This window comes from Pedobacter sp. L105 (assembly GCF_009765875.1).
Taxonomy (GTDB): domain Bacteria; phylum Bacteroidota; class Bacteroidia; order Sphingobacteriales; family Sphingobacteriaceae; genus Pedobacter.
The window spans coordinates 637,453-657,756 of record NZ_LMUP01000014.1 but is presented as its reverse complement, the minus strand read 5'-3'; the positions used below and the strand labels follow the sequence as shown (position 1 = coordinate 657,756).

Annotated in this window: 25 protein-coding genes and 1 pseudogene; 2 read left to right on the top strand and 24 right to left on the bottom strand. The window is 39.1% G+C overall.

Features of this window, described 5'->3' with window-relative positions:
* Positions 1–2: 2 nt before the first annotated feature.
* The 14 genes from GSQ84_RS26065 to GSQ84_RS26000 form a co-directional block, all read right to left on the bottom strand.
* Positions 3–488 carry a type II secretion system protein J gene (locus GSQ84_RS26065; RefSeq protein WP_158800289.1) on the bottom strand — a complete coding sequence of 162 codons (486 nt, stop codon included), beginning with the start codon at positions 486–488 and terminating at the stop codon, positions 3–5.
* Complete coding sequence (locus GSQ84_RS26060; protein WP_158800288.1) at positions 485–841, bottom strand: hypothetical protein; 357 nt, start codon at positions 839–841, stop codon at positions 485–487. The genes GSQ84_RS26065 and GSQ84_RS26060 overlap by 4 nt, the downstream gene beginning before the upstream one ends.
* Positions 829–2,085, bottom strand: coding sequence for a hypothetical protein (locus GSQ84_RS26055; RefSeq protein WP_158800287.1), 1,257 nt, complete (start codon positions 2,083–2,085; stop codon positions 829–831). The genes GSQ84_RS26060 and GSQ84_RS26055 overlap by 13 nt, the downstream gene beginning before the upstream one ends.
* A 2-nt stretch (positions 2,086–2,087) precedes the next feature.
* Positions 2,088–2,726: a toxin-antitoxin system YwqK family antitoxin gene (locus GSQ84_RS26050; RefSeq protein ID WP_158800286.1), complete on the bottom strand. Its 639-nt coding sequence runs from the start codon at positions 2,724–2,726 to the stop codon at positions 2,088–2,090.
* Positions 2,723–3,226: a hypothetical protein gene (locus GSQ84_RS26045; RefSeq protein ID WP_216849036.1), complete on the bottom strand. Its 504-nt coding sequence runs from the start codon at positions 3,224–3,226 to the stop codon at positions 2,723–2,725. Before GSQ84_RS26045 ends, GSQ84_RS26050 begins: the two co-directional genes overlap by 4 nt.
* A 3-nt stretch (positions 3,227–3,229) precedes the next feature.
* The gene (locus GSQ84_RS26040; RefSeq protein ID WP_158800284.1) at positions 3,230–4,174 is read right to left on the bottom strand and encodes a hypothetical protein; all 945 of its coding nucleotides are present in this window, start codon (positions 4,172–4,174) and stop codon (positions 3,230–3,232) included.
* A 16-nt stretch (positions 4,175–4,190) separates the two neighbouring features.
* Entirely contained in the window at positions 4,191–4,736 is a 546-nt protein-coding gene (locus tag GSQ84_RS26035; protein WP_216849035.1) for a hypothetical protein, read from the bottom strand.
* Positions 4,737–4,739: 3 nt separating this feature from the next.
* The gene (locus tag GSQ84_RS26030) at positions 4,740–5,957 is read right to left on the bottom strand and encodes a PilN domain-containing protein (protein ID WP_158800282.1); all 1,218 of its coding nucleotides are present in this window, start codon (positions 5,955–5,957) and stop codon (positions 4,740–4,742) included.
* 1 nt (position 5,958) lies between these two features.
* Entirely contained in the window at positions 5,959–7,881 is a 1,923-nt protein-coding gene (locus GSQ84_RS26025; protein WP_254070994.1) for a type II secretion system protein GspD, read from the bottom strand.
* A 35-nt stretch (positions 7,882–7,916) separates the two neighbouring features.
* On the bottom strand, positions 7,917–9,332 hold the full coding sequence (locus GSQ84_RS26020) for a GspE/PulE family protein (RefSeq protein WP_158800280.1): 1,416 nt from the start codon (positions 9,330–9,332) through the stop codon (positions 7,917–7,919).
* Positions 9,322–9,834, bottom strand: coding sequence for a hypothetical protein (locus tag GSQ84_RS26015; protein WP_158800279.1), 513 nt, complete (start codon positions 9,832–9,834; stop codon positions 9,322–9,324). Before GSQ84_RS26015 ends, GSQ84_RS26020 begins: the two co-directional genes overlap by 11 nt.
* Entirely contained in the window at positions 9,835–10,254 is a 420-nt protein-coding gene (locus GSQ84_RS26010; RefSeq protein WP_158800278.1) for a type IV pilin protein, read from the bottom strand.
* A gap of 320 nt (positions 10,255–10,574) precedes the next feature.
* Entirely contained in the window at positions 10,575–12,629 is a 2,055-nt protein-coding gene (locus GSQ84_RS26005; RefSeq protein WP_158800277.1) for a hypothetical protein, read from the bottom strand.
* 10 nt (positions 12,630–12,639) lie between these two features.
* Complete coding sequence (locus GSQ84_RS26000) at positions 12,640–13,980, bottom strand: hypothetical protein (protein ID WP_158800276.1); 1,341 nt, start codon at positions 13,978–13,980, stop codon at positions 12,640–12,642.
* Here GSQ84_RS26000 and GSQ84_RS25995 point away from each other — a divergent pair.
* The gene (locus tag GSQ84_RS25995) at positions 13,963–14,259 is read left to right on the top strand and encodes a helix-turn-helix domain-containing protein (protein ID WP_158800275.1); all 297 of its coding nucleotides are present in this window, start codon (positions 13,963–13,965) and stop codon (positions 14,257–14,259) included. The genes GSQ84_RS26000 and GSQ84_RS25995 overlap by 18 nt on opposite strands.
* Before the next feature lie 78 nt (positions 14,260–14,337).
* On the opposite strand, the gene GSQ84_RS25990 is transcribed toward GSQ84_RS25995, so the two are convergent.
* The 7 genes and pseudogenes from GSQ84_RS25990 to GSQ84_RS28515 form a co-directional block, all read right to left on the bottom strand.
* Entirely contained in the window at positions 14,338–14,934 is a 597-nt protein-coding gene (locus GSQ84_RS25990) for a hypothetical protein (protein ID WP_158800274.1), read from the bottom strand.
* A gap of 146 nt (positions 14,935–15,080) precedes the next feature.
* Entirely contained in the window at positions 15,081–15,557 is a 477-nt protein-coding gene (locus tag GSQ84_RS27965) for a polymorphic toxin type 37 domain-containing protein (protein WP_254070995.1), read from the bottom strand.
* Between the two features lie 9 nt (positions 15,558–15,566).
* A pseudogene (locus GSQ84_RS28250) lies at positions 15,567–15,689 on the bottom strand (RHS repeat-associated core domain-containing protein); the annotation flags it as partial.
* Positions 15,690–16,151: 462 nt separating this feature from the next.
* Complete coding sequence (locus GSQ84_RS25980) at positions 16,152–16,646, bottom strand: nucleotidyltransferase (RefSeq protein WP_158800272.1); 495 nt, start codon at positions 16,644–16,646, stop codon at positions 16,152–16,154.
* A complete protein-coding gene (locus GSQ84_RS25975) occupies positions 16,643–17,080 on the bottom strand; it encodes a hypothetical protein (RefSeq protein WP_158800271.1) in 438 nt (145 codons plus the stop codon). Before GSQ84_RS25975 ends, GSQ84_RS25980 begins: the two co-directional genes overlap by 4 nt.
* Before the next feature lie 223 nt (positions 17,081–17,303).
* Positions 17,304–17,894 carry a transposase gene (locus GSQ84_RS25970; protein ID WP_158800270.1) on the bottom strand — a complete coding sequence of 197 codons (591 nt, stop codon included), beginning with the start codon at positions 17,892–17,894 and terminating at the stop codon, positions 17,304–17,306.
* Positions 17,891–18,034, bottom strand: coding sequence for a SymE family type I addiction module toxin (locus GSQ84_RS28515; RefSeq protein WP_158800269.1), 144 nt, complete (start codon positions 18,032–18,034; stop codon positions 17,891–17,893). The genes GSQ84_RS25970 and GSQ84_RS28515 overlap by 4 nt, the downstream gene beginning before the upstream one ends.
* Before the next feature lie 186 nt (positions 18,035–18,220).
* Here GSQ84_RS28515 and GSQ84_RS25960 point away from each other — a divergent pair, with 186 nt between their 5' ends.
* On the top strand, positions 18,221–18,556 hold the full coding sequence (locus tag GSQ84_RS25960) for a helix-turn-helix domain-containing protein (protein ID WP_158800268.1): 336 nt from the start codon (positions 18,221–18,223) through the stop codon (positions 18,554–18,556).
* A gap of 75 nt (positions 18,557–18,631) precedes the next feature.
* On the opposite strand, the gene GSQ84_RS25955 is transcribed toward GSQ84_RS25960, so the two are convergent.
* The 3 genes from GSQ84_RS25955 to GSQ84_RS25945 all read right to left on the bottom strand — a co-directional run bounded on the left by GSQ84_RS25955 (position 18,632) and on the right by GSQ84_RS25945 (position 20,299).
* On the bottom strand, positions 18,632–19,084 hold the full coding sequence (locus GSQ84_RS25955; RefSeq protein ID WP_158800267.1) for a tetratricopeptide repeat protein: 453 nt from the start codon (positions 19,082–19,084) through the stop codon (positions 18,632–18,634).
* Complete coding sequence (locus GSQ84_RS25950) at positions 19,081–19,743, bottom strand: hypothetical protein (RefSeq protein WP_254070993.1); 663 nt, start codon at positions 19,741–19,743, stop codon at positions 19,081–19,083. Before GSQ84_RS25950 ends, GSQ84_RS25955 begins: the two co-directional genes overlap by 4 nt.
* 88 nt (positions 19,744–19,831) lie before the next feature.
* The gene (locus GSQ84_RS25945; protein WP_158800265.1) at positions 19,832–20,299 is read right to left on the bottom strand and encodes a hypothetical protein; all 468 of its coding nucleotides are present in this window, start codon (positions 20,297–20,299) and stop codon (positions 19,832–19,834) included.
* Between the last annotated feature and the right edge of the window lie 5 nt (positions 20,300–20,304).

Below are 20,304 nucleotides of genomic sequence, written 5' to 3'. Positions count from 1 at the left end.
AATTAATTGAATAAATTCTGTGCGCTATATTTCTTGGTGTAAAGGAGCGAGATTTCCTCTCCCTCCAGGGAAGTTTGCAGATCCAGTTGATCTACAGTTGTACCTTCTGCAGCCTCCTGGTGCTCAAAAGCAAAACTGCTGATCTTAACGGGGATTTTAAATGTATCCGCCGGTAAAGACAGTTGTCTTCTTAATACATACGCTGCTGCAAATTCATAAGCTACCGTACCATTAACCGAGTTAAGCTGTAAACCATTTACCGATCTGGTGATCTGACTTGCATCCAGGAAATCCTTTTTCAGTAGTTTATCTACCACACTCAATACAGCTACCCGGTCCTGTTTTTTAGTATAATCCAGATAGGTACCGCTAACTACACGGTAAGCCGTGTAAGTGATCGCGATGACAATGCCAGCAATCAGCATGGCAATCGTTACTTCCACAATAGTGAAAGCAGGTACTTTTCGCTGTAGCTTAACCATTTTCATTTCAGCATTTTTTTGATGATTCTCCTGGATTGCCCTATTTGTTTATCCTGCTGAAAAGCTGTAATCGTAATCTGTAAGAGACTCGTATCTTTTTCATAGGGTACGACTGTCTTTTTTAAATTGATACTATCCTGCAGGGTATCCAGGTCATTCCAGTTATTTTCATTGATACTTTGTCTAATCAGATGATCTGTCATGGCGTTAACCCGTATAGTTTTTGCAGCCGTTGAAGATCCGAGCACATTATTATAAATTCCAATGGCCAGGCTAAAAACCACCAGGATGATCACCATGGCGATAATCACCTCCAATAAGGTGGAAGCTTTAACAGTTGAAATCTTTAGTTGAGCCATTTCAATACCTGTTTATCCTGAGTTGCATTTTTCAGCAAAAAAGAACTCAGGTAATATTTACTTAATAAATTTCTGTTCAGCACCACATCAATCAGGTAATTCTCATAAAGGGAAAATGATTTTTGCATCAGAAACCTCTTGGCATAAACTTTTCCGTAAACTGATACCGGAGCTTCAAGTTTAATGTAACCGGTAGCGTAAACCTCCCCTTTTACTGTTGTTCCCTTACCCAGGGAGATCATCGTTTGCAGGTCACTTCGCGTTTTTTCATAACTGAGCAATGTTCCCGCAAAATGACTATCCTGCCCTAATACGATCTTTGACTGGAGTTTACCTTTTTCTGGTTTAAAGACCCCGGCAAATGAAGGATATAGAAAATCACAATTTTTCCCTATAATAATAGAATCCCGTGCGAAGAGCTGACAGGAACCTTTAAACCCATCCTTCACCAGGATAGCTGGCGCATAAATCAATACGTCTTCCAGCGTCAGGTCCTGATCAAGGGTAAGCGTAGTATCCGAAATCAAGACCACTTTACCTTTTAATTTAATTCCTGAAATCTCTTTTTGACTGGCTTTAAGCTGGTAAACAAGTACCGGGTTAAAAAATGAGTTAAACACAGAGTCTTTAGCGCTAAGACTTAAACGGGCTGAAGACGTTGAAGATGCATCAGCGGTAAAAGGCTTGATCAATTCAGTGATCTGTTTCTCTTCGAGCCCAGGCAAATCACGGGTACTGACTTTAATCTTACCAGTGATCAGTGTTTTTCCTGTGTATGATTTACCATCCACATAAGATTGTTTTAATCCTGATTTTGGTAGTTCACCATCACCTGTGATCCGCGTATCCCCACTAAGCGATAATGGGCGGTCTTCATCAGCTAAATAAATCGCAGCAGCATCATTATCTGTCAGTCCGGTTAAAAAGGAATGCTGGAGGGTATCCCTTAATTCAAATGTTTTTACCGTATTGAGCTGAAAAACACCCCAATACATAGACTGCAGCAACACACTATCTTTCCCATCACTATACAAATCTTTGTGCTGCACGGTATCAATCATGGTATAACTTGGAGACAGTAAAATGGCTGTTCCGGATTCCAGATTTGAATTCAGCCTATCCAGCCTTGCTTTTTTTTGATGTTCCAGCCGGTAATAAAAACCAATAGACAACAACGAAGCTGAGATGACGGCAATCATCAGGGAAATGATAATGACAAGATATAATGCCGCCGCCTTGATCATCTTTATGGTTGAATAGGTTGTTTAGGACTGGCTGCTTTTGGAGGGAATACTTTCTGCATAAATTTAGGCAGCTTAGGCAATTTTGGCAGGAAGCTTTTACGGTGGATGATCTTACCCTCTTTGTAATAGAGCACTACTGTGCTGTCAGCCCTAAACCTCTCCTGTTTTCCATTGAGGAGATCATTCTGGTAGCCACCTTTTTCAGTTACCCTTCCCTGTACATCAAATAGAAAATAAGCCCCGTTCTTTTTCCCTTTGCTAAAAGAAAACTGATCTTTTAATACGCCATCTTCCGTCCAGTTTTTCCAGATACCGGATTTAAGGCCCTTGTCAAAATCCCCTGCTTCTTTCAAATTTTTATTTTGATAAAAATCCTGATATTCTCCATTTAGTAATTTTTCACTATAGCCGCCCTGGGTAATGTTGATTTTGTTTCCGGCAAACCAATAGTAATGACGGTCGCTGGTGACAGAGACATCTTCGGCAGGTTTAACATGGGCCACAACTTTATGGTCATCATAAGTTATCGTAATCTCATGATTTAGAAACTTGTCTACGTAAGATTGCTGTGCCGAAGCAACTCCCGAAAAAAGAATACACGGTAAAAAAATCTGCAGGAAGTATTGTTGTAGTCGACTCATTGTTTGATATATTTTTGTTTCCCCATCCAGCTGACCAGGATAGAATCTTTTTTATTTTTTAGCAGTTGTAGCCCTTGAAAATGTTCCCCTTCACCCATCATTCGCTCGTGATCATTCACTATTACAATAGCCACAATCTTTTTGGTTTTAGGGTTGATGATGTACCCTGAATATTTGATCACCGCCCAATTGATTGGAGGAGGAACAAATTTAACAGGGACCGTCGTTTTATGATCTGCCGGAATTACCTTTACCACAACTTCTGGTTGGTCATTGAGCTTACCTAAGAAGGGATCCCGGTAATTCAATGCCAATTTAAAGGTGTCATTTTTTGACACATATTGATTATAAGGTTCATGGACAGTTTTTGGCTGTAAAAACCCGGTAGATCCATCGTCAACCGGATCATTAAAAAACAAACGGTACACGATTACGCCCCATACCACCGCAACGGCGCACAGGAGCAGGTAAGTCATCTTTTTGTTTTTTGCAGCCTCCATTTTCTATTGAACAGTAAAATTCCAAAGTGTACTAAAAGCACCCACGTTTCCTACTGCGTCAATTGCACGCACCTGCCAGTAAACTTTATCTCCGCTTGTGCCTGTAAAAGTAGCTGAGGTACCGGTTACCGTTTGCGGATAACTGCTACTATAAGCGGTGGTCTGATCACTTTTATAAACATACAGCTGATATTTTGCTGCAGTGCTTTCTGCGCCCCAGGTTAAGGTAACAGGAGAAGCTACAGATGCTGCCGTTGCAGGGGCCGTCAGGACGATCTGCGCAGGCGGAGTACTGTCAAAAGTAAAATTCTGAACTGCCGACCATTTTGAGGATGCCGTATCGTTTAAAGCTTTTACGCGCCACTGATAAATTTTATCTTTTGATAAAGTGGTAGTGTACTGAAGATCAGGGATGGTTTTATCGAGGAAAAGTACAGTGGTATCAGCGAAGTTATTGGTATCTACTTCCAGATGGTACTTATCGGCCCCATATAACTTCAGCCATTTAAAAGTGGCGCTGCTCACATTGGTCAGCAGGTTATTAACCGGCGATACTAACTGAGGCTGCTGTGCTTTTACTGAGCTGGAATAAATGACGAAGCCCGCAACTGTGTATGGCGTCTGGGTACTTCCGTTTTCGGCCCTTACCCTCCACTGGTAATAGCCTGGGTCCATAGTGAAATTAAATTTATTACCTGTGATCAGCGTATCCAATATCAGTCGCTGTGTATTGATAAAGTCGGGCGATACCACTTGTAATCGATAATGCAGTGCATCATCAACTTCATTCCACCAGAACGTCTGTGTATATAATGCACTGGCGGTTCCATCAACGGGAGCCAGTAATACTACATTCTTTTTCTCGATATTAGGTTCAAAAAATTCCTTGCAACCACTGATGAAAAACACTAATAAAACAATAATCTTGGTTAAGCTATTAACTTTCATCCTATAATTTTTTAATTTATTCACGTTCATGAGGCATCCCTCTGAATTCTATTTTTAAAATACATTGATGTGCACGTTCGCCAATTACATCTGGCTTTGGCGATTTAATTTGTAAGGCTGAGATCTTCCCTATGGCCGGTGCACGTTCCAGGGTATCGATCAATCCCACCAGCTGCGAATAATTACCATAACAATACAGCATTTCTGTTTTGCCCAGCTGGGTAGTATCCTTCTCGGCCGAAGGCCTGGTTAGTGTATAATCTATGCCAACATGCCGCTTCATCGCCATCGCCGAAGCCTTCAGCCACAATTCATTACTCCAGGTAGTTTCATTGATCTGATAAGATTTGACAATACTTTGCAAAGCATCCAGTTTTCGTTGTGCATGAACCGGATTAAAAGAAAGATCTTCATTCTGAACCACCTGTCCATTTAATTCCCGGTTTAGCTGAACCGCCTCAACTGTGCGGCTAAAAGCGAAAATCCAGCACAATAAAATACCTGCCCCTGCTACGGGGAATAGTAATTTATTCTTTTGGCGATAACTCATTTTGCGCAGCATCGTTTAATAGTTTAATAAGAATGTAAATACCTGTACCCCTTTTTGATCGTCCGTTGCATATTTTTGCAGCTGAAGGGCTTTTACCCATGGTTTTTGTTTCAGGGCATAGATCCAGTCGTTAATCACATATACACTTGCCGATTGCCCGGTGATGCGCATACTTCCGGTTTCCAGCTCATTTTTGTCTGGAGAACCTGTACTATTTCCTTTGATCGCATTAACAGAAATTTCAGTTAAAAGAATGGTTCCGGGAACCGTCTGTCCAATCTGGTCGCATAAGTAGGCATAATGCTCACCATGGTTCCAGCCCAGCTGTTTCACTTGTTTTTCCTTCTCTTTGACTTCGGTTTCCAGTTTTTGACGCCCGGCATAGAGATCAGAACGCTGTCCTGCTTTACCTGCCAGCTGCCCGTTAGCTGAATGATAAAAACTAAAAATCAGGAAATTAAGCAGCAACAAAACAAAAAAGGAAATCAGCACTGCAGCCCCGTTTTTTTGAAATTTCAATTTTGCATTAAACTCAGTTAAAGCATGTTTAACTTCCTCTGATTCAACTTCTACCAGCTCCAGCCTATCATTTAAGATCAGCTGAAAAGCGGCGGCGTAAGCGAGTAAGAATTGCTCTGGAATCAGTTCTATCCCCAGCTTCAGGTCAAATTCATTTTTCAAACCTGCGGTAAACTGGTAGTCCAGCCAGGCTTTCTGCGCATTGAGCCTAACCTGATGTCCATCAAAAATCAGGTCGCCCTCGTAATTATTAAGCTGTGGAATGACCTGGTCAACCACAAAAGGACCTAAGCCAAATAACAGGACTTCAGCGCCCAGTTTTTTAAAGGCTAATAATACAGGATCTGCCAGTTCCTTTCTCACGAAAGCAACGAAAGAATGGTCGGCCGATTTAAAATGCTGCAGATAGAATTCTTCGGCTTTAAATCCAGGGAACAAGTGTCTGAGACTTTGTTCAGTCAGGCTTTCCAGCCTGGCTGTTTTTTTGATCAGTACCCCTCGCCCCGTCAGTGTAATTGCCAGAGGACCTTTAAGTGTTATCTTTTTGAGCTGATCCAACCCCAAATTGAATTGTTTTTTTTCCTCAATATGCAGCAGCTTTTTCTGCAGGGAAAGCTGCACCAGGCGAATGTCATACGTACCGTCTGCAAGAAGCTGCACTTCTGCACCGGCACTGGCATTCATCCCCATTGGCATGTTCATTCCCAGGTTCATATTAATAGATAATGGTTGGTTTGATAAATACGATAGTGACTACTTTGTCAGTTGAATTACTGCGACTGCTAAAAAGCCATTTCAGTACAGGGATCCGCGATAAGATCGGAACTCCGGAACCGCTTTCTGTTTTCTCCGTTCTCTCTATACCGCCAAGTACAATCATGTCTTCATTTCTTGCCCTGATAATAGACTCGAACTTACTGGTTGATGTTGGTGGTGGTGCATTGACGGGAGGTGTACCAACAAAGTCGGTGATGTTCACTTTTATCCCTAAAGTGATCTCATTATCGCCAGAGATGACCGGTTTAATACCAATTTCCAGGTTGGCTGCCACTGCTGTATATTGCTGCGTAACTACTGTTTGTGTAGTTAATGACGGGATCACATTTTGGGTTGAGGTGCTGTAATATTCTGTATTTCCTATACTCAGTGTTGCAGTATGTCCGTTTAAGGTTGATAGTTTAGGTACAGAGCGTACATCCACATTACTATTGGTTTCCAGTGCACTCAGGCTTACATAAAAATTGGGCGTTACATGCCCCAGATTGACCGACTTATTTAAGCCGATATGGGATAAAAAGTTATTGATGGATTTAGAACCAAAAGTGTAATCGAGTCCGGGAAAGACGGTACCTCCTGTTTTCACACTATCTGAAGTTCCCATGCTAATCCCTGTCTTTATACCGTTACTCTTATGAATATCAATCATCGTTACTTCGATCAGTACCATCGGCACCATTTTATCCAGCTGTTTAATAAAAGCTTCAATTTCATTGACCTGTGGCGAGGAACCTGATAACAACAATGTGTTTTGTTCCCTGAATTCTTTGATCTCCACTCCTTTTTTCCATTCCGTTGGAATCATATTCTGGATCGTATCAAGGGAGCGGTTCTGCAGCTGGACCAGCTTATGGGCACGCAGGCCTTCAGATTTCCTGTCACCAATCAAAAATATACCGTTTTCTACACGGTAGGTATAATCAGTGCCCTGAAAAACAGCAGTCAGCAGGTTCTCATAACTGATGTCGTTTACCCGCAGAGTAATAGTCCCTTTGATGTCCGTATAGAGGAAATAATTGGCATTCACTTCCTGGGCTGCATTTTTTACGATATCTGCCATGTTTACGTTTACCGCATCTATGCTGATCACTTTTTTACCGCCTATCGTGCCTCCCTGGATACGAAAGTTTCCACCTCCTGTGGCAGCAGGACTGGCAGGCTTCAGGTTCCTCCTTACGGATGTGTTTTTATCTCCATTGATATATAGTTCTTCATTTTCTCCCAGGGCTTCAATAACGAATACATTATCATTGGTTTTCACCAATTTCAATTGATTGGCATAAGCAAGTTTTTCCAGTGCAGTTTCAAAAGGAGCATCAGAGAAAAAACCAGAAACCAGTTTATTTAATAGTGCGTATGGAACTACCACATTTTTGCCGGAGATCTGCGTAATCTTACGTGCTACTTTTGAAAGGGTATCATTGTTCAGTTCCAGGCTTAATGTGTTCCTCTGTCCGTCATAACGGGCGCTGATCTCCTTAACGGGGATGACCACTTTAGGCTCAGCAACCTTAGTGATGGTCATAATAGAACCAATCAGGTTGATATCAACATTATACTCTTTGGTAAGGAATACCAGAACATTTAGCGCAGTCTCATTGGTAAAATTATTGTATACCTTAAAGTTAAGCATTGGATCAATATTGATGTTCAGGTTATTAGCCTCAGCTAAAGCCCGGAGGAACTCCTGTGCCGAGACGCCGGAAACATTCATTTTCACCACCTGGTTTAACCCGGGAACTGTGATAGCCAGGTTATTTAGGCGTTCTTTAACGGCCCTTACCCGCTCATCAGTATTCTGGGTCTGTGCAGACACCAAACTACTATGGATCAATAAAAGCAGGACACTTAAAAGTATCACTTTAAATAGTTGAAATCGTTTGTATAAGTTCCTCATCAATTGGTAAAAAGTAGTGGGTATATTTCTTCAATCGTAGTGTCGCCTTTGATAAATAAAGCAAAAGCATTTTCGCCAAGTGTTTTAATTCCGCGTTCTTCCAGCAGGGGGTTGATATATAGATTTCCCTGTTTAATTTCCTGGGTAAGTTCATGATCAAGCGGGATCACTTCGTAAACCGCCTTTCTTCCGCTGTAGCCAGTGTAATAACATTTCTCACAGCCCTTTGCCAGATAGTGGTGACTTACCGGTGCAAAGGGTTTGAACTGCTTGGGATAGGAAGATGGATCAAAAGGTGCCTGTTCTTTACAGCTTGTGCACAGCAAACGGATCAGCCGCTGTGCCACAGAGGTGTTCAGCGTATTGGCAACCAGAAACGGTGGTATCCCCATGTCCATTAAACGGGATACGGTGCCCCATGCCGAATTGGTATGGACAGTGGAAAGCACAAGGTGACCAGTTAATGCTGCCCTTATGGCCATATTGGCGGTTTCAGGATCGCGGATCTCTCCAACCATGATCACATCCGGGTCCTGCCTTAAAAAAGTTCGCAGCGCTGAAGCGAAGGTTAGTCCGATACTTTCTTTGAGCTGCACCTGGTTAATTCCCTGGAGGGTATATTCAATCGGGTCTTCAATCGTCAGGATATTTCTTGTCTCCTTGTTCAGGTATTTGAGTGTAGCATATAATGTAGTGGTTTTACCAGATCCTGTGGGTCCGCTGATCAGGATGATCCCATTGGGTCTTTTTACTCCTTGTAGGTAATTTTCCAGGTCGAATTCCGAAAAGCCCACATGCTTCAGATCGATATTAGCCGCATTGTTATTTAATAAACGCAGCACTACTTTTTCTCCATGTAAAGTAGGCAGAACGGAAACCCTGATATCAAAAGCTTCTTCTCCATGTTTAAAATTGATCCGGCCATCCTGTGGCAAACGTTTTTCTGCAATATCAAGGTTGGCCATGATCTTGATCTTGTTAATCAGGGCTGGGTATTCAGTTTTTTTTAGTACATACCGCTCTACCATCATGCCATCGATACGGATCCTTACCCGACAATGTTCTTCGTAGATCTCAATATGGATATCACTGCTTTTCAACGTTCTCGCTTCACGGATCAGATCATTTAAAAAGCCATCCCCTTCAATGGCCAGTGTCATCTTTTGAAATTGGTGCTGACCGTTCTCTTTGGGATAATGCTGGTTAAGGAGCATACTTATTGTAGTTACAGGCAAAGGTTCCAGGACAATTCTTCTGCCCAAAACAATTTCCAGCTCATCGGAAAGAATGCTTATACTTTCCGTTTCATCACAAAGCAAGGCCAGTCCTGCTTCATCATTTGATTTCGGCAGTACCCGGTAATGCCAGGCCTGATCTTTAGTTAACGCAGTTAAAAAGGATGGGTTAAATTCCATAGATCCAGGAATCAGTATACAGTTTGAAACTCGGATTGATTAGTGAAAAAACAAGAACAAAACAAAGGAGTAATGCCTGTAATCCGGCCAAAGGTATTTGAGGGTTTACCTTCTTCAGTAAGATTTGCTGTGTAAAGGTATAAAGCAATACAACGATAAGGCTGCCCACATAAAACAGCACATAATTGACAGGAGATAAATAAAATGTGATTGCTAACAAGAAAAGGATATCTCCCCATCCAAGATATTGATGGGTAATATTAATGAATCTTTTATTTTTCAGTGAGAAATAAAGCGATAGCAACACGAATTGGATGCCAATAAAAAGAAAAGCATAAACACTTTCAGTTAATACATCATACATTGAAGTATGCTGTTGTTTAAATAACAACAATAAAATGCCTAAAAAAGGAAAGCAGATCCAGTATACTGCACGGTAACGCATATCCTGGTAACAGATGAGCCCCAGGCAGATTAGGATGAACAACTGCAGTAAAAGCATTTAGTCTGGGGTTACTTCTTTTAGATTTTTATCCTGATCAATCTCCCAAACGTTATATACACCGTCGCCATCAAAATCAGCTACAGCAGTAGCCCTGGCCACAAAACCAGTGTTACTCGCACTTACAATAGTGATTTTGTAATTCGCCCTACCGTCTTTACCATCTGTAGTTAACTTTTCCTGAATAAATCCAACTTCTGTTAAGTCGGTACTGTATTTGGATTTTTCGTAAAAGAAACTTTTTTCTAATGTAGTCAAATGTTCCAGTTGAATTTTTGCTTCCGTAGTTTTTGCTTTTGTGATGAGGGGCAGTAAATTAGGAAGTGCAAGAAGAACCAGAATACCGATGATAACAAGTACTACCAGAATTTCTGTAAGTGTATATGCTTTGACTTTTCTACCAAGAAGTTTTGAATTCATGAGAAACAATTAATTCCTCTAATTTAAGACATTTACAAATATGAATTAAAACATTTTTGCATTAATTTGTGTTTCAGGTAAAAATATCTTATTTATCATACATTTAAACAACAGAATAATTTTTTATATCATTAAAATATCAATCTTATCATTTTATAGAAATCGCATCTATACCCGGCGCTGATTTTTGATTTACAAATTCACTATGTAATAGAATTATTACATAGTGAATTCTTTAAGGTTACAATTTTCTATACGTGCCTATTATTCCGTTCCTATAATGACCTGCGGTATTAGAATCTACAGACCAATCAACAAGATTAAACATCTAAAAAATAAGATTTCATATATCTCGGAAAGTACATTACTACTATTTGCTTTACAGCACCACCATTGGTTTTTGAAGGAGACCATGTTATTCCACCATTCGATGTTGTTACCGCATATCCGGAAGGCTCGGTTCCCCCCAGGGTGGCAGTTCCGATATGATATCCTAATGAAGACCAATTGTAATCCACAATCCAATAACCTCCGGCAACTATTAATGCCCTATTGATATCCCTTGCCGAGTTATCCAAATCTGCTCCAATCACAATCGCACTAAATTTCATCGTATCCCACAATGGAGAGCCTGTATTATTTCTAGCTAATATCAATTCAGTTCCTACAATATTTATCCTTGTTTTAGTAATCAAAGTACTATCAAATGGTAAAATATCGTTAATGACCGTTGTTTTATTAGTTACCAAAAGTTCCTGTTTTAGCGATATACTATTACAATTAATAAAAGTGAGATCAGCTTTTCCATCTGTATTTGCCACTCTAAGCGTATCATTCCCTGTAAATAAACAATTAACCAGTTTATAGGTACTTGATCCGGAAGCATAATTAGTAAAGGAACTTGTGTCGATATCACTGCCAAAACTATCAAACTTACATCCAAAAAACAGCGTGTTTTTTAAAGAGTCAGCTATAATTAACCTTTTGCTGTTTATATTGAAATTACAGTTGGTAAAATGTTCAACACCTGAAATCCCGGTTGTCCCATCAGAGATTCCAGTATAATCAAATTGACAGCTATCAAAAGAAATATCAGGTAACGACTGATATAAAGTAATCACATAAACAGTTGACTGATCTTCATAACCATCTATTGTGCTCATTGAAACATTACAATTTACAAAATGGATTTTGGCATTATTCAAAGCAACAGCAGCCAGGGCATTGAACCTGGTAAATGAGCAATTTTCCGCAATTATTTTGTAAGTCATCATTGCTTCAATATGGATCATCTTGGCATAATAGTCCAAATTGCTATTCTTAATATGTACCTGGCAATTTCCAGCATTCGTAAATTCGAAAGTTAAGCCCACTCTGCCTCTTTTGTTGACGGTATCAATAGAGTGTGCGGTTACTGAATCTATATTAATAATAGAATTGTCTTTATTTCCAGTAAAATACAATGCATCTCCATATGAATCAGCACCCGTGTAGGCTCCGGCAACTCCGTTTTTATCTCTTAATCCAACTGCTAAAGCATTACAATTATAAATATTGATCACCCTTGCCCCATGGTATCTTATTCCGTAACCGATCGTATTTTCTATGGTAATGTTAGTCGTAGATATAATTTCGGCATTGATTTGTATCCCAATACCTATATCTACATTATTGGAAACGGGATCTAAAACATAAGGAATACTGGCACAATTGATCGTAAACCCATTTAAGTTTACTTCTGTACCTAAATTATTGACAAAAGCATCTCTAACCTCATTACCAACACCAACTGCACCAAAACTAAATACTACACATTCCCGAACCGGCGTTATCTTCCATATCGTGTTACTTGAAATAATTCCTACGGTATTGAACATAGCACCATCAGAAGTAATATTTATTCTGCTTCCTGATCCAAGCCTATTATAAACTGTTGACGTAATCTGATATCCACCAGCAGTTTTTGGAATAAACAGGTTACCATTAACAAACCTTACCGCAGCCTCCAGAGCTTGATTTAGTGCCTGTGTATCATCGTTTAAACCATCGCCAATGGTTCCGTAAATCCTGCTGTCTATAAAACCACCGGAAATATTTCTTAAAAAATATTCATCTCCTTCTTTAATTACCATTACACCATCCACATCAGCATCACCCAGGGTAGTTGATTTGGTAAAAGCCGCAACGTTGCCAATTACATCTACAAAGTTGTACAGGGCAACCCCATTTCTTTTAATATTTCCATCTGCAACAGTAATTACATCTTCAGCAATTGTTTTTGCTTCAGCTGCGGTAACAAAGTCGGAATCAGCTAAGATTCCCTGAGCTATTGAAGTAGCTTCTTCGTGATTGATGTATTGCTCTTTGTTTGACATGATTTTTAGATTAATTGATATGATGGCTTTTCAATTTTTTATTTATTTTATCCTGGGCTAGCTTTAAAGCATCATTATCTTTTTTAAGATCGATCATATATAAAGTTAGCTCCTCAATTTTCTTAACCAGCAATTTGTTCATCTCGCCAAGATTTTGTCCTTTTTCTGAAATTTCTTCTGCCGTTGGCATTTCAGGTAAATGACGGTTTATATTGGTATAACCTTCCAGATCTTTTAGCGAAGGAAGGTGATAAGAGGATTTAAAAACATAATCCGGCCAGTTAATTGTTTCAACTACTATTTCTTTTGTTCTAACGTTGCCGTTAATAGCCAATTTGTAACCTTTAGTGTCTGCTGTGCCAATCCCAACATTCCCATTAGACGCGACAGATAAAGCATTAACCTTAGTAGAATTATTGATAGTAAATAAATTCAAAGAACCTGCAACAGCACCAGTACTTCCGCTCGTCAACTGACTTTCAATACCGCCAATTTTTTCTATTGTGCCACTATTGACCATGTTTTTGAATGTAATACCCGGACCTTCACCTCCTGCTAAGAAATTTCTGGAAATTACGATCTCATCGCCGTTTGTCTGGCCTAACACTTCCAGTACACCTGCAGGAGCTGCTGTACCGATACCAACATTACCATTTGGTGTTACGGATATTGCATTAACCTTTAAAGAATTATTAATTGTAAATAAATTTAACGAGCCTGCTACCGCTCCCGTAGCTCCGCTCATTAACTGACTTTCAATACCACCAATTTTTTCTATTGTGCCACTATTGACCATGTTTTTGAATGTAATACCCGGCCCTTCACCTCCCGCTAAGAAATTTCTGGAAATTACAATCTCATCGCCGTTTGTCTGGCCTAAAACTTCTAGCACACCTGCAGGGGCTGCTGTACCAATACCAACATCACCATTTGGTATTATAGATATTGCATTGACCTTATTAGAGTTGTTGATTGTAAATAAATTTAACGAGCCAGCCACCGCTCCCGTAGCTCCGTTCGTCAACTGACTTTCAATACCACCAATTTTTTCTATAGTTCCACTATTGACCATGTTTTTGAATATGATCCCAGGCCCTTCGCCTCCCCCTAAAAGATTTCTGGAAATTACTAATTGATTCCCATTTGACTGATCTAACACTTCTAATTTGCCGGATGGGCTGGGAATGCCGATGCCCACATTACTTCCAGATTCGAAAATGTTTGTTTGGGCGTAAGAAGTGTAAGTAATGCTTAAAATTACTAATGTAAAAACAGTTTTTTTCATGAATGATATTGTTATTTGATTAATTCTATCTAGCTCTTTAGTATAAGGGTGGAATTGCAAGCCCAATTTTCACGTATTGAGAATGGTAAAACAGACCCGGCATTTTCTGCCATTGAAAAGATTGCTAAGGCATTAGGGGTTGGCTTAGCTGAATTGGTAAACGCCGATGATATATTTACCGATGTAAACTCGTATGACAAATCAGTCATTGAAAAAATGGCTTTAGTTGACCAACTGGAAGAAAAGGAAAAGACTGCTTTTTTTTCAATATTGGATGCTCTCGTATCTAAAAAGCGGCTAAAGGATTCTCTATCAAATGCACTTAACGCCCTTAATTTGGCTTAATAAACAAAGCCCGGCGCTCGGCCAGGCTCTGTTATGTCAATTTTTACTGCCTTTGTTAACGCTTACAAGCAGGCTACATTAATACAATGAAGTGCATCTGTACTCTTTTACAATAAAAGTATTTGAGGAATTTTCATGTACAACTTTTCTCAAAAGTTCTTGGTCTGTGCTCAAAAGGTCAATGTTCAAATGACCCGATATTTTGATAATAAACTGCAATTCACCATGCGAAACGTTTAAATCCTTATACAAAAAACCATCTTTATGTAATACAGCGTATGGATATGAAATCAGGTCCTTAGAATATTCTAACAAATCGTCTGTTGTAAAAACCAAAGCGCCTTTGAAAGTATTTGGAGCATTTTTTTCTTTGAATAAGGTTCGTAAATGGGTCAGATTATCATCATCATTAGGAAGCCAATTCGAGTCTTTATCATCGTGATTTACGATCCAGAATGAACCATTATTGAGTTTTAATACTACACTTTTAAACAAGCCTTCATAAACTTCAACAAATTTGGTCAACCCGATTTCTTTTCTTTCACTACCACCAGGTAATTGAAATGAAACCCCATACCATTTTATAGACGAATCAAAATCATCATCAAAAGATTCGATATATTGCTCTCGATCGTAAGGAAGCAATTCTTTAACATTCTTTTTAAATTCTATCATAAGCATTATTTAATTAGGGTATTGCTCCGGCTCCTACTAACGATCCGCCCAAAGTTTCAGGTGCCGCTAAAATTGCTGCACCCCATTTGAAAGTTTCCCATACACCTATGCCAATTACGGTTGCGGTGCCACCTCCCGCACCAACTTTAACAGCGGTAGCTACAGATGGGTAAACAGGGGTATAACCACCTCCAGTCGGATTTTGCACATCCCAATGAGGAGCGTGTACCATTGTGATCATCAGGCACCCAAACACGGCCATCCCTATCAACCCATCCTATTCCTTTTCCATTTGGATTTCGTACTTTTTGAGCCCCACTTTTAGGTGGTTTATAGCCTGGAACATTGGGAGGATTTTCTTTCATATCAGGCAATGATTGTTTGCCATCCACATCACCGCTACCCTTACTTCCATCTTTTTTGCCACCACCGTCATCACTCTTCTTTCCTCCATCGTTATCACTTGGCGTTTGACCTGCAATTGGATCATTAATTACCACATCATTAAGCTGATCTTTAGGTTTATCATTGTTTGATGGCTGCTGTGCTTGTAATTTTGCCAATTCAGGGGCAATATCAGCACCAGTATAGGTAGTACCCTGCGCTGTTTCTACCACTTCCATTCCATCAGGATCAATATTTCTTATCGGATTGTTTGCAGCATAATTGTATGTACTAAATCGCCTACTACTTTCTGCAAGTGGGTCAGGGGTTGTCCATCTCCCAATCACCGGATCATAGAACTTTGCCCCATAATCTAACGCCCCTCTATTAAAATAGTCCCATCAAGACTATAAAACAACTATTTTCCTAACATTGTAAGCAATTATGCAACCAGTGATTAAAGCTATAGAACCGTTTATATACCAAAATTTTTTAAAGAAAAACATGTTGGATAAACTTATTAGAAACGTCCCAAAAATTAGACCAATAATAATGGATATTCGTAATACAAATGGAACTTCGGAACTGAAACTAGAGCCTATACTTAAAGCGGATATAAATAATCCAAAAACTAAATACAGACCTATCCATAACAAAGACAAGCTTACAGGTCCAAAATTATTATTTAACGATTTTTCCATTATAACTAATTTTTAATAATCTAATTCTTGCACATTCAACCGGGAAATGGTAAGCCTAAAAAAGGCGGATGATTTAATTTTTTATTTTAATAATCAGCGATACAGACTATAAAGTCTTTTATTTACATGTATTTAATTTTCATTGGACGTATCTGGAAAACTGCCTTTTTTAAATTTTATTAACTTCTGTAATGTCTTAACATCAGTGATGTCCTGTCTGCGGCCGGAGACTTGTTTGTTTTTTACGAGATCATTAAGGCCGATATAGTTGATGACAAGATCATTCTCGAGTTCTATCTTTTCCATATTTAAGATCGCCTCACTAAACTTAACTCCATCAATGAGGTTCAGCACATCAATCCGTAATGGTGGGTACCCGATCTGGCTAATTAATCCTTCAGTTAAAAAATCCTCTTTCTGGAAGCCAAGAGATTGCAATCCAAAATCACTCACAACTTTGAGCATTCGAATTGCATTTTCTTCAGATACATTAATCCAAATATCGAGATCACCCGTGTGACGAGGCTTGCCATGAAATGCCAGTGCATAGCCTCCTACAACCATGTACTCAACATTGTACTGGTTTAACAATTTAACAAAATCTTCAAAATCTTCGGCTAACGTCATGCGTACATTCTTTTCTTTACCAACTTAGTTTTATCCATTCTCTGTCCGTTTGTTAAAGATTGAGAAATGATGTAAGTAACTGCAGCAGCACGCTCTTTAACTGGTCGGCCCAACCAATATTTCAGGTCATCTTGTTCATCATTGGCATTTTTCATCATAACCCTTCTTAGTACAGGTACTATTTTTCTAATTCGAGGTTCAAGAGCTAGCTTAGGCTTAGGCTTAGAAATAATATTTTTACGTTCTATTCGTATTTCCTGATTTTCATAAGCAACTTTAGCCTTGCTCAAATAATTACTGATGGTATTGTAATTAAACTGCGGATAGCTTAAACAAAAGTTCTTTAAATTAGAAAATACTTCAAAAGAATTCTCTATACTATTTTTCCAAAAAACTACGATTACTCTTTTTTCCCGAATACTTAGCGTTTCCATATACCAAATATAACAAATATCATAACAATATTAGTCATAAGAAGATAAAATTGTCCCGCTTGATCCCTTATGATCCTTAACCTATTCACTCAAAAACGTTTAAAATTCAACAAGCCCTCTCTAAGTTATAGATTGAACTAGGCTTTACATTTTTACTTGGCTTATTTAGTTCCAAAGTAAGCGTCCGGCTAAGACATCTTTTGTATTTGAAGAATAATGCTGATTATTGCTTTTGAGGAGGAGTCCAATTATTTGGTAGCAATTCGTGCAGTTTATTAGCCTTGTATGCTGGAATCCTTTCTAAGATATCCATTAGCCACTGCTGAGGGTTTATGCCGTTCATTTTACAGCTTCCCATAAACGAATAGAGCATGGCGCCTGTTTTGGCTCCTTCGTGAGAACCCGCAAACATCCAATTTTTGCGGCCCAAACTCAGGGGACGTACTGAATTTTCCACAGCATTATTATCTGGCTGAAGTCTACCATCCTGTACATACACTACTAATTTATCCCACAGACTCAGGTTGTAGGCGATCGCTTTTCCGATTACACTGGAAGGTAATACCATCTTATAGTTTTCCATCAGCCATGCTTTAAGCTCATTTAGTACAGGCACTGCCTGCTCCAGACGAAGCAGTCGAATCTGATCAAAGGACAATCCATCTTCTCTCTTGCCCGTAAGGGTCAGTTTCAGTGTGACCTTTAACCGTTCCAAACCGGTTAACCGGATACCACCCAGCACCGTGATGTGCAGCTTGCCGCTGGTATAGATCAGCAGCTCGGGGTTATCGCTGTGCAGTTGTCCACTACTCATAAAACAACCGGCTTGATGACCAGCGTCCCATCACAGATCGTGACCTCAGCCAGATCCCCGGGATGAAAGCCCTGCTGTTCTAACCACAACCCGGACAACCGGAGTTCCGGAACAATACGTTCGCCCGATGCCAGTGGCATATAATGGGCCTGTTAACTTGATTAATCGGATAACATTCTGCATCATAAAAAAAGTTATTGAGAACTATTCTGCACAAATGTAAACAATCATTTGTTTTAAGCAAGAGAAGTATAATTTTATTTATTAACTTTTATTCTCTACATTTGACTCAATCAATAGGATTTAACCTCCTTTTGTGCACAATTATGAACATAGGAGACAGAATAACCACCTTACGCAAAGCAAAAAAGATTTCTCAGGCAGATCTGGCTAAAGAAGCCGGCGTATCCCGTGAGATCATCGGCCGTTATGAGCGTAACGATGTTTCCCCTTCAGTTGAAGTGGCTAAAAAGATTGCCGATGTACTGGAAGTTTCACTGGACTATCTGGCAGGAGGAAGTGATAAGGCAAGCTTTGATAAGCAAACCCTAAAGCTCATTAATGAGATCGAAGAACTCGATCCCGCGGTAAAAGACAAACTTTATTTCCTGGCTAACGCCATCATTAGGGACGCTAAAACAGGTAAAGCATATTCACATTAAACAGGAAAGAAAGCCAAACGGCTCTCTTTCCTGTTTAATGTCAGAAATTTTAGTCACTAAAGATATTAATTACACTTAGGTAGTGTAATCATTATTATACTTTCCACCTTTAGCCATATCTTTAAGCATAGTCTTATAATTTTTCTTTCCAAGATTCGATCCTAATTCTGCGGATTTTTTATAAAGCTCCAGAGCCTTGTTATAGTCCCTTTCTACACCTTCTCCCATTTCATAAATGCTGGCAAGATTATTATAAGCTTCTGAATGCCCACTTTCAATAGCTTTATGATACCAAAAATTCCGTCTTTTTGGGCTAAATAAAGGATTTTCTACGCCCAAAAAACTTATATTCTCAAATTGCTGCGCATATTCATACATGGCATCTATATGCCTTAAGTACGCAGCTTTTTTAATAAGTTTAAAAAACTGTTCATATAAACCACTTTTATCTTGCGTTGTTAAACTTGAATCTCCGTATAGTTTAGAATCTATTAACATTGCTTTTGAATATATTTTATCTCCTTTCATATCGGTTTGTCTGGATGTTTATCGTTCCAATATTCTTTGAATCCTTCTGGTGCCCTTTTACTTACAGTCTTTCCATCGGGTCGGTTTTCTATAACATTACCAGGCTTATTTGGATCAGGCTTCAATTTTTTAAACGGATTATTTGTCCCACCAGCACTTCCAGCTTGATTACGTTCACCCTTCATATACACAATTAATTGAGACAAATTCTCTTGACCCCGCATAATATCTATTCCTAGTTCAAACAAGCGAGGAATACGAGAAAGCAACCCTGAACCTTCTGCGTATAGAGGAAACTCCATTACTATAGGCTGTATTTTATAAGTCGGCTTCTGACCTACAACACCAACTTCTTGTAGCTGAATGCCATCTTCTGATGGAGGCAATAAAGCACTAAATCGAAGATATTGAGCCGACATCCCAGGAGTAAGTTGACTACTGCTTAATTCACTAGTTTGCCCATTTCCATCGGTCTGATAAAACCTATCAGGTCCCGGTTTAAAAATAACCTCATTAAGTTGACCATTTGGATCAAAGTGATAATCATTTTCAACCCTAACAGGTCGATCATCTACTGACATCCAATCCGGATCGGTATTGTTAACAGGATTATTTAAGGCATAAATATAAGGTGACATGTGTTCATAATCCTCAGCCATCGGATCAACTACATTCCACCTTCCAATCACCGGATCATAGAACTTTGCCCCGTAATCCTATTGATGCGAGTTTCAATGCCTAACTACTTCATTTTGTAGACATTTCTTTTATGGGGTTTAAAATGAGATTAACAAATTTTTCCTTTTGCATTAAGTTTTGTGAAGACTTGAAGTCCTTATTAATATCTTTCCAATTCCCTAAATGATTACCGTGATTTATACTTACAAAGCCAAGTGTAGTAGATTCTGGACCATTTGGTCTTGTCCAAGCATAAATAATCTCATCACTTTCTGGATAATAAAAATATACACTATACCAATGTTCATTAACTTGGTTTCGTCCTTCTTTTAAGTTAAGCCGTCCAGGAACTATATATTTTGGATTAGTTTTCTTAAATTTATTAATCGAATTTATCAATTTAGCCTCATTTACATTAACATTATATTCTTCAGCATATGGGTAACTTCCAGGTGAATAAAGCTTAGCTAAGTTATAAAAACCTATTCCTAAAATCACAATAAAAATTCCAACTAGTATTCTTTTTAAAGCACTCATAATAA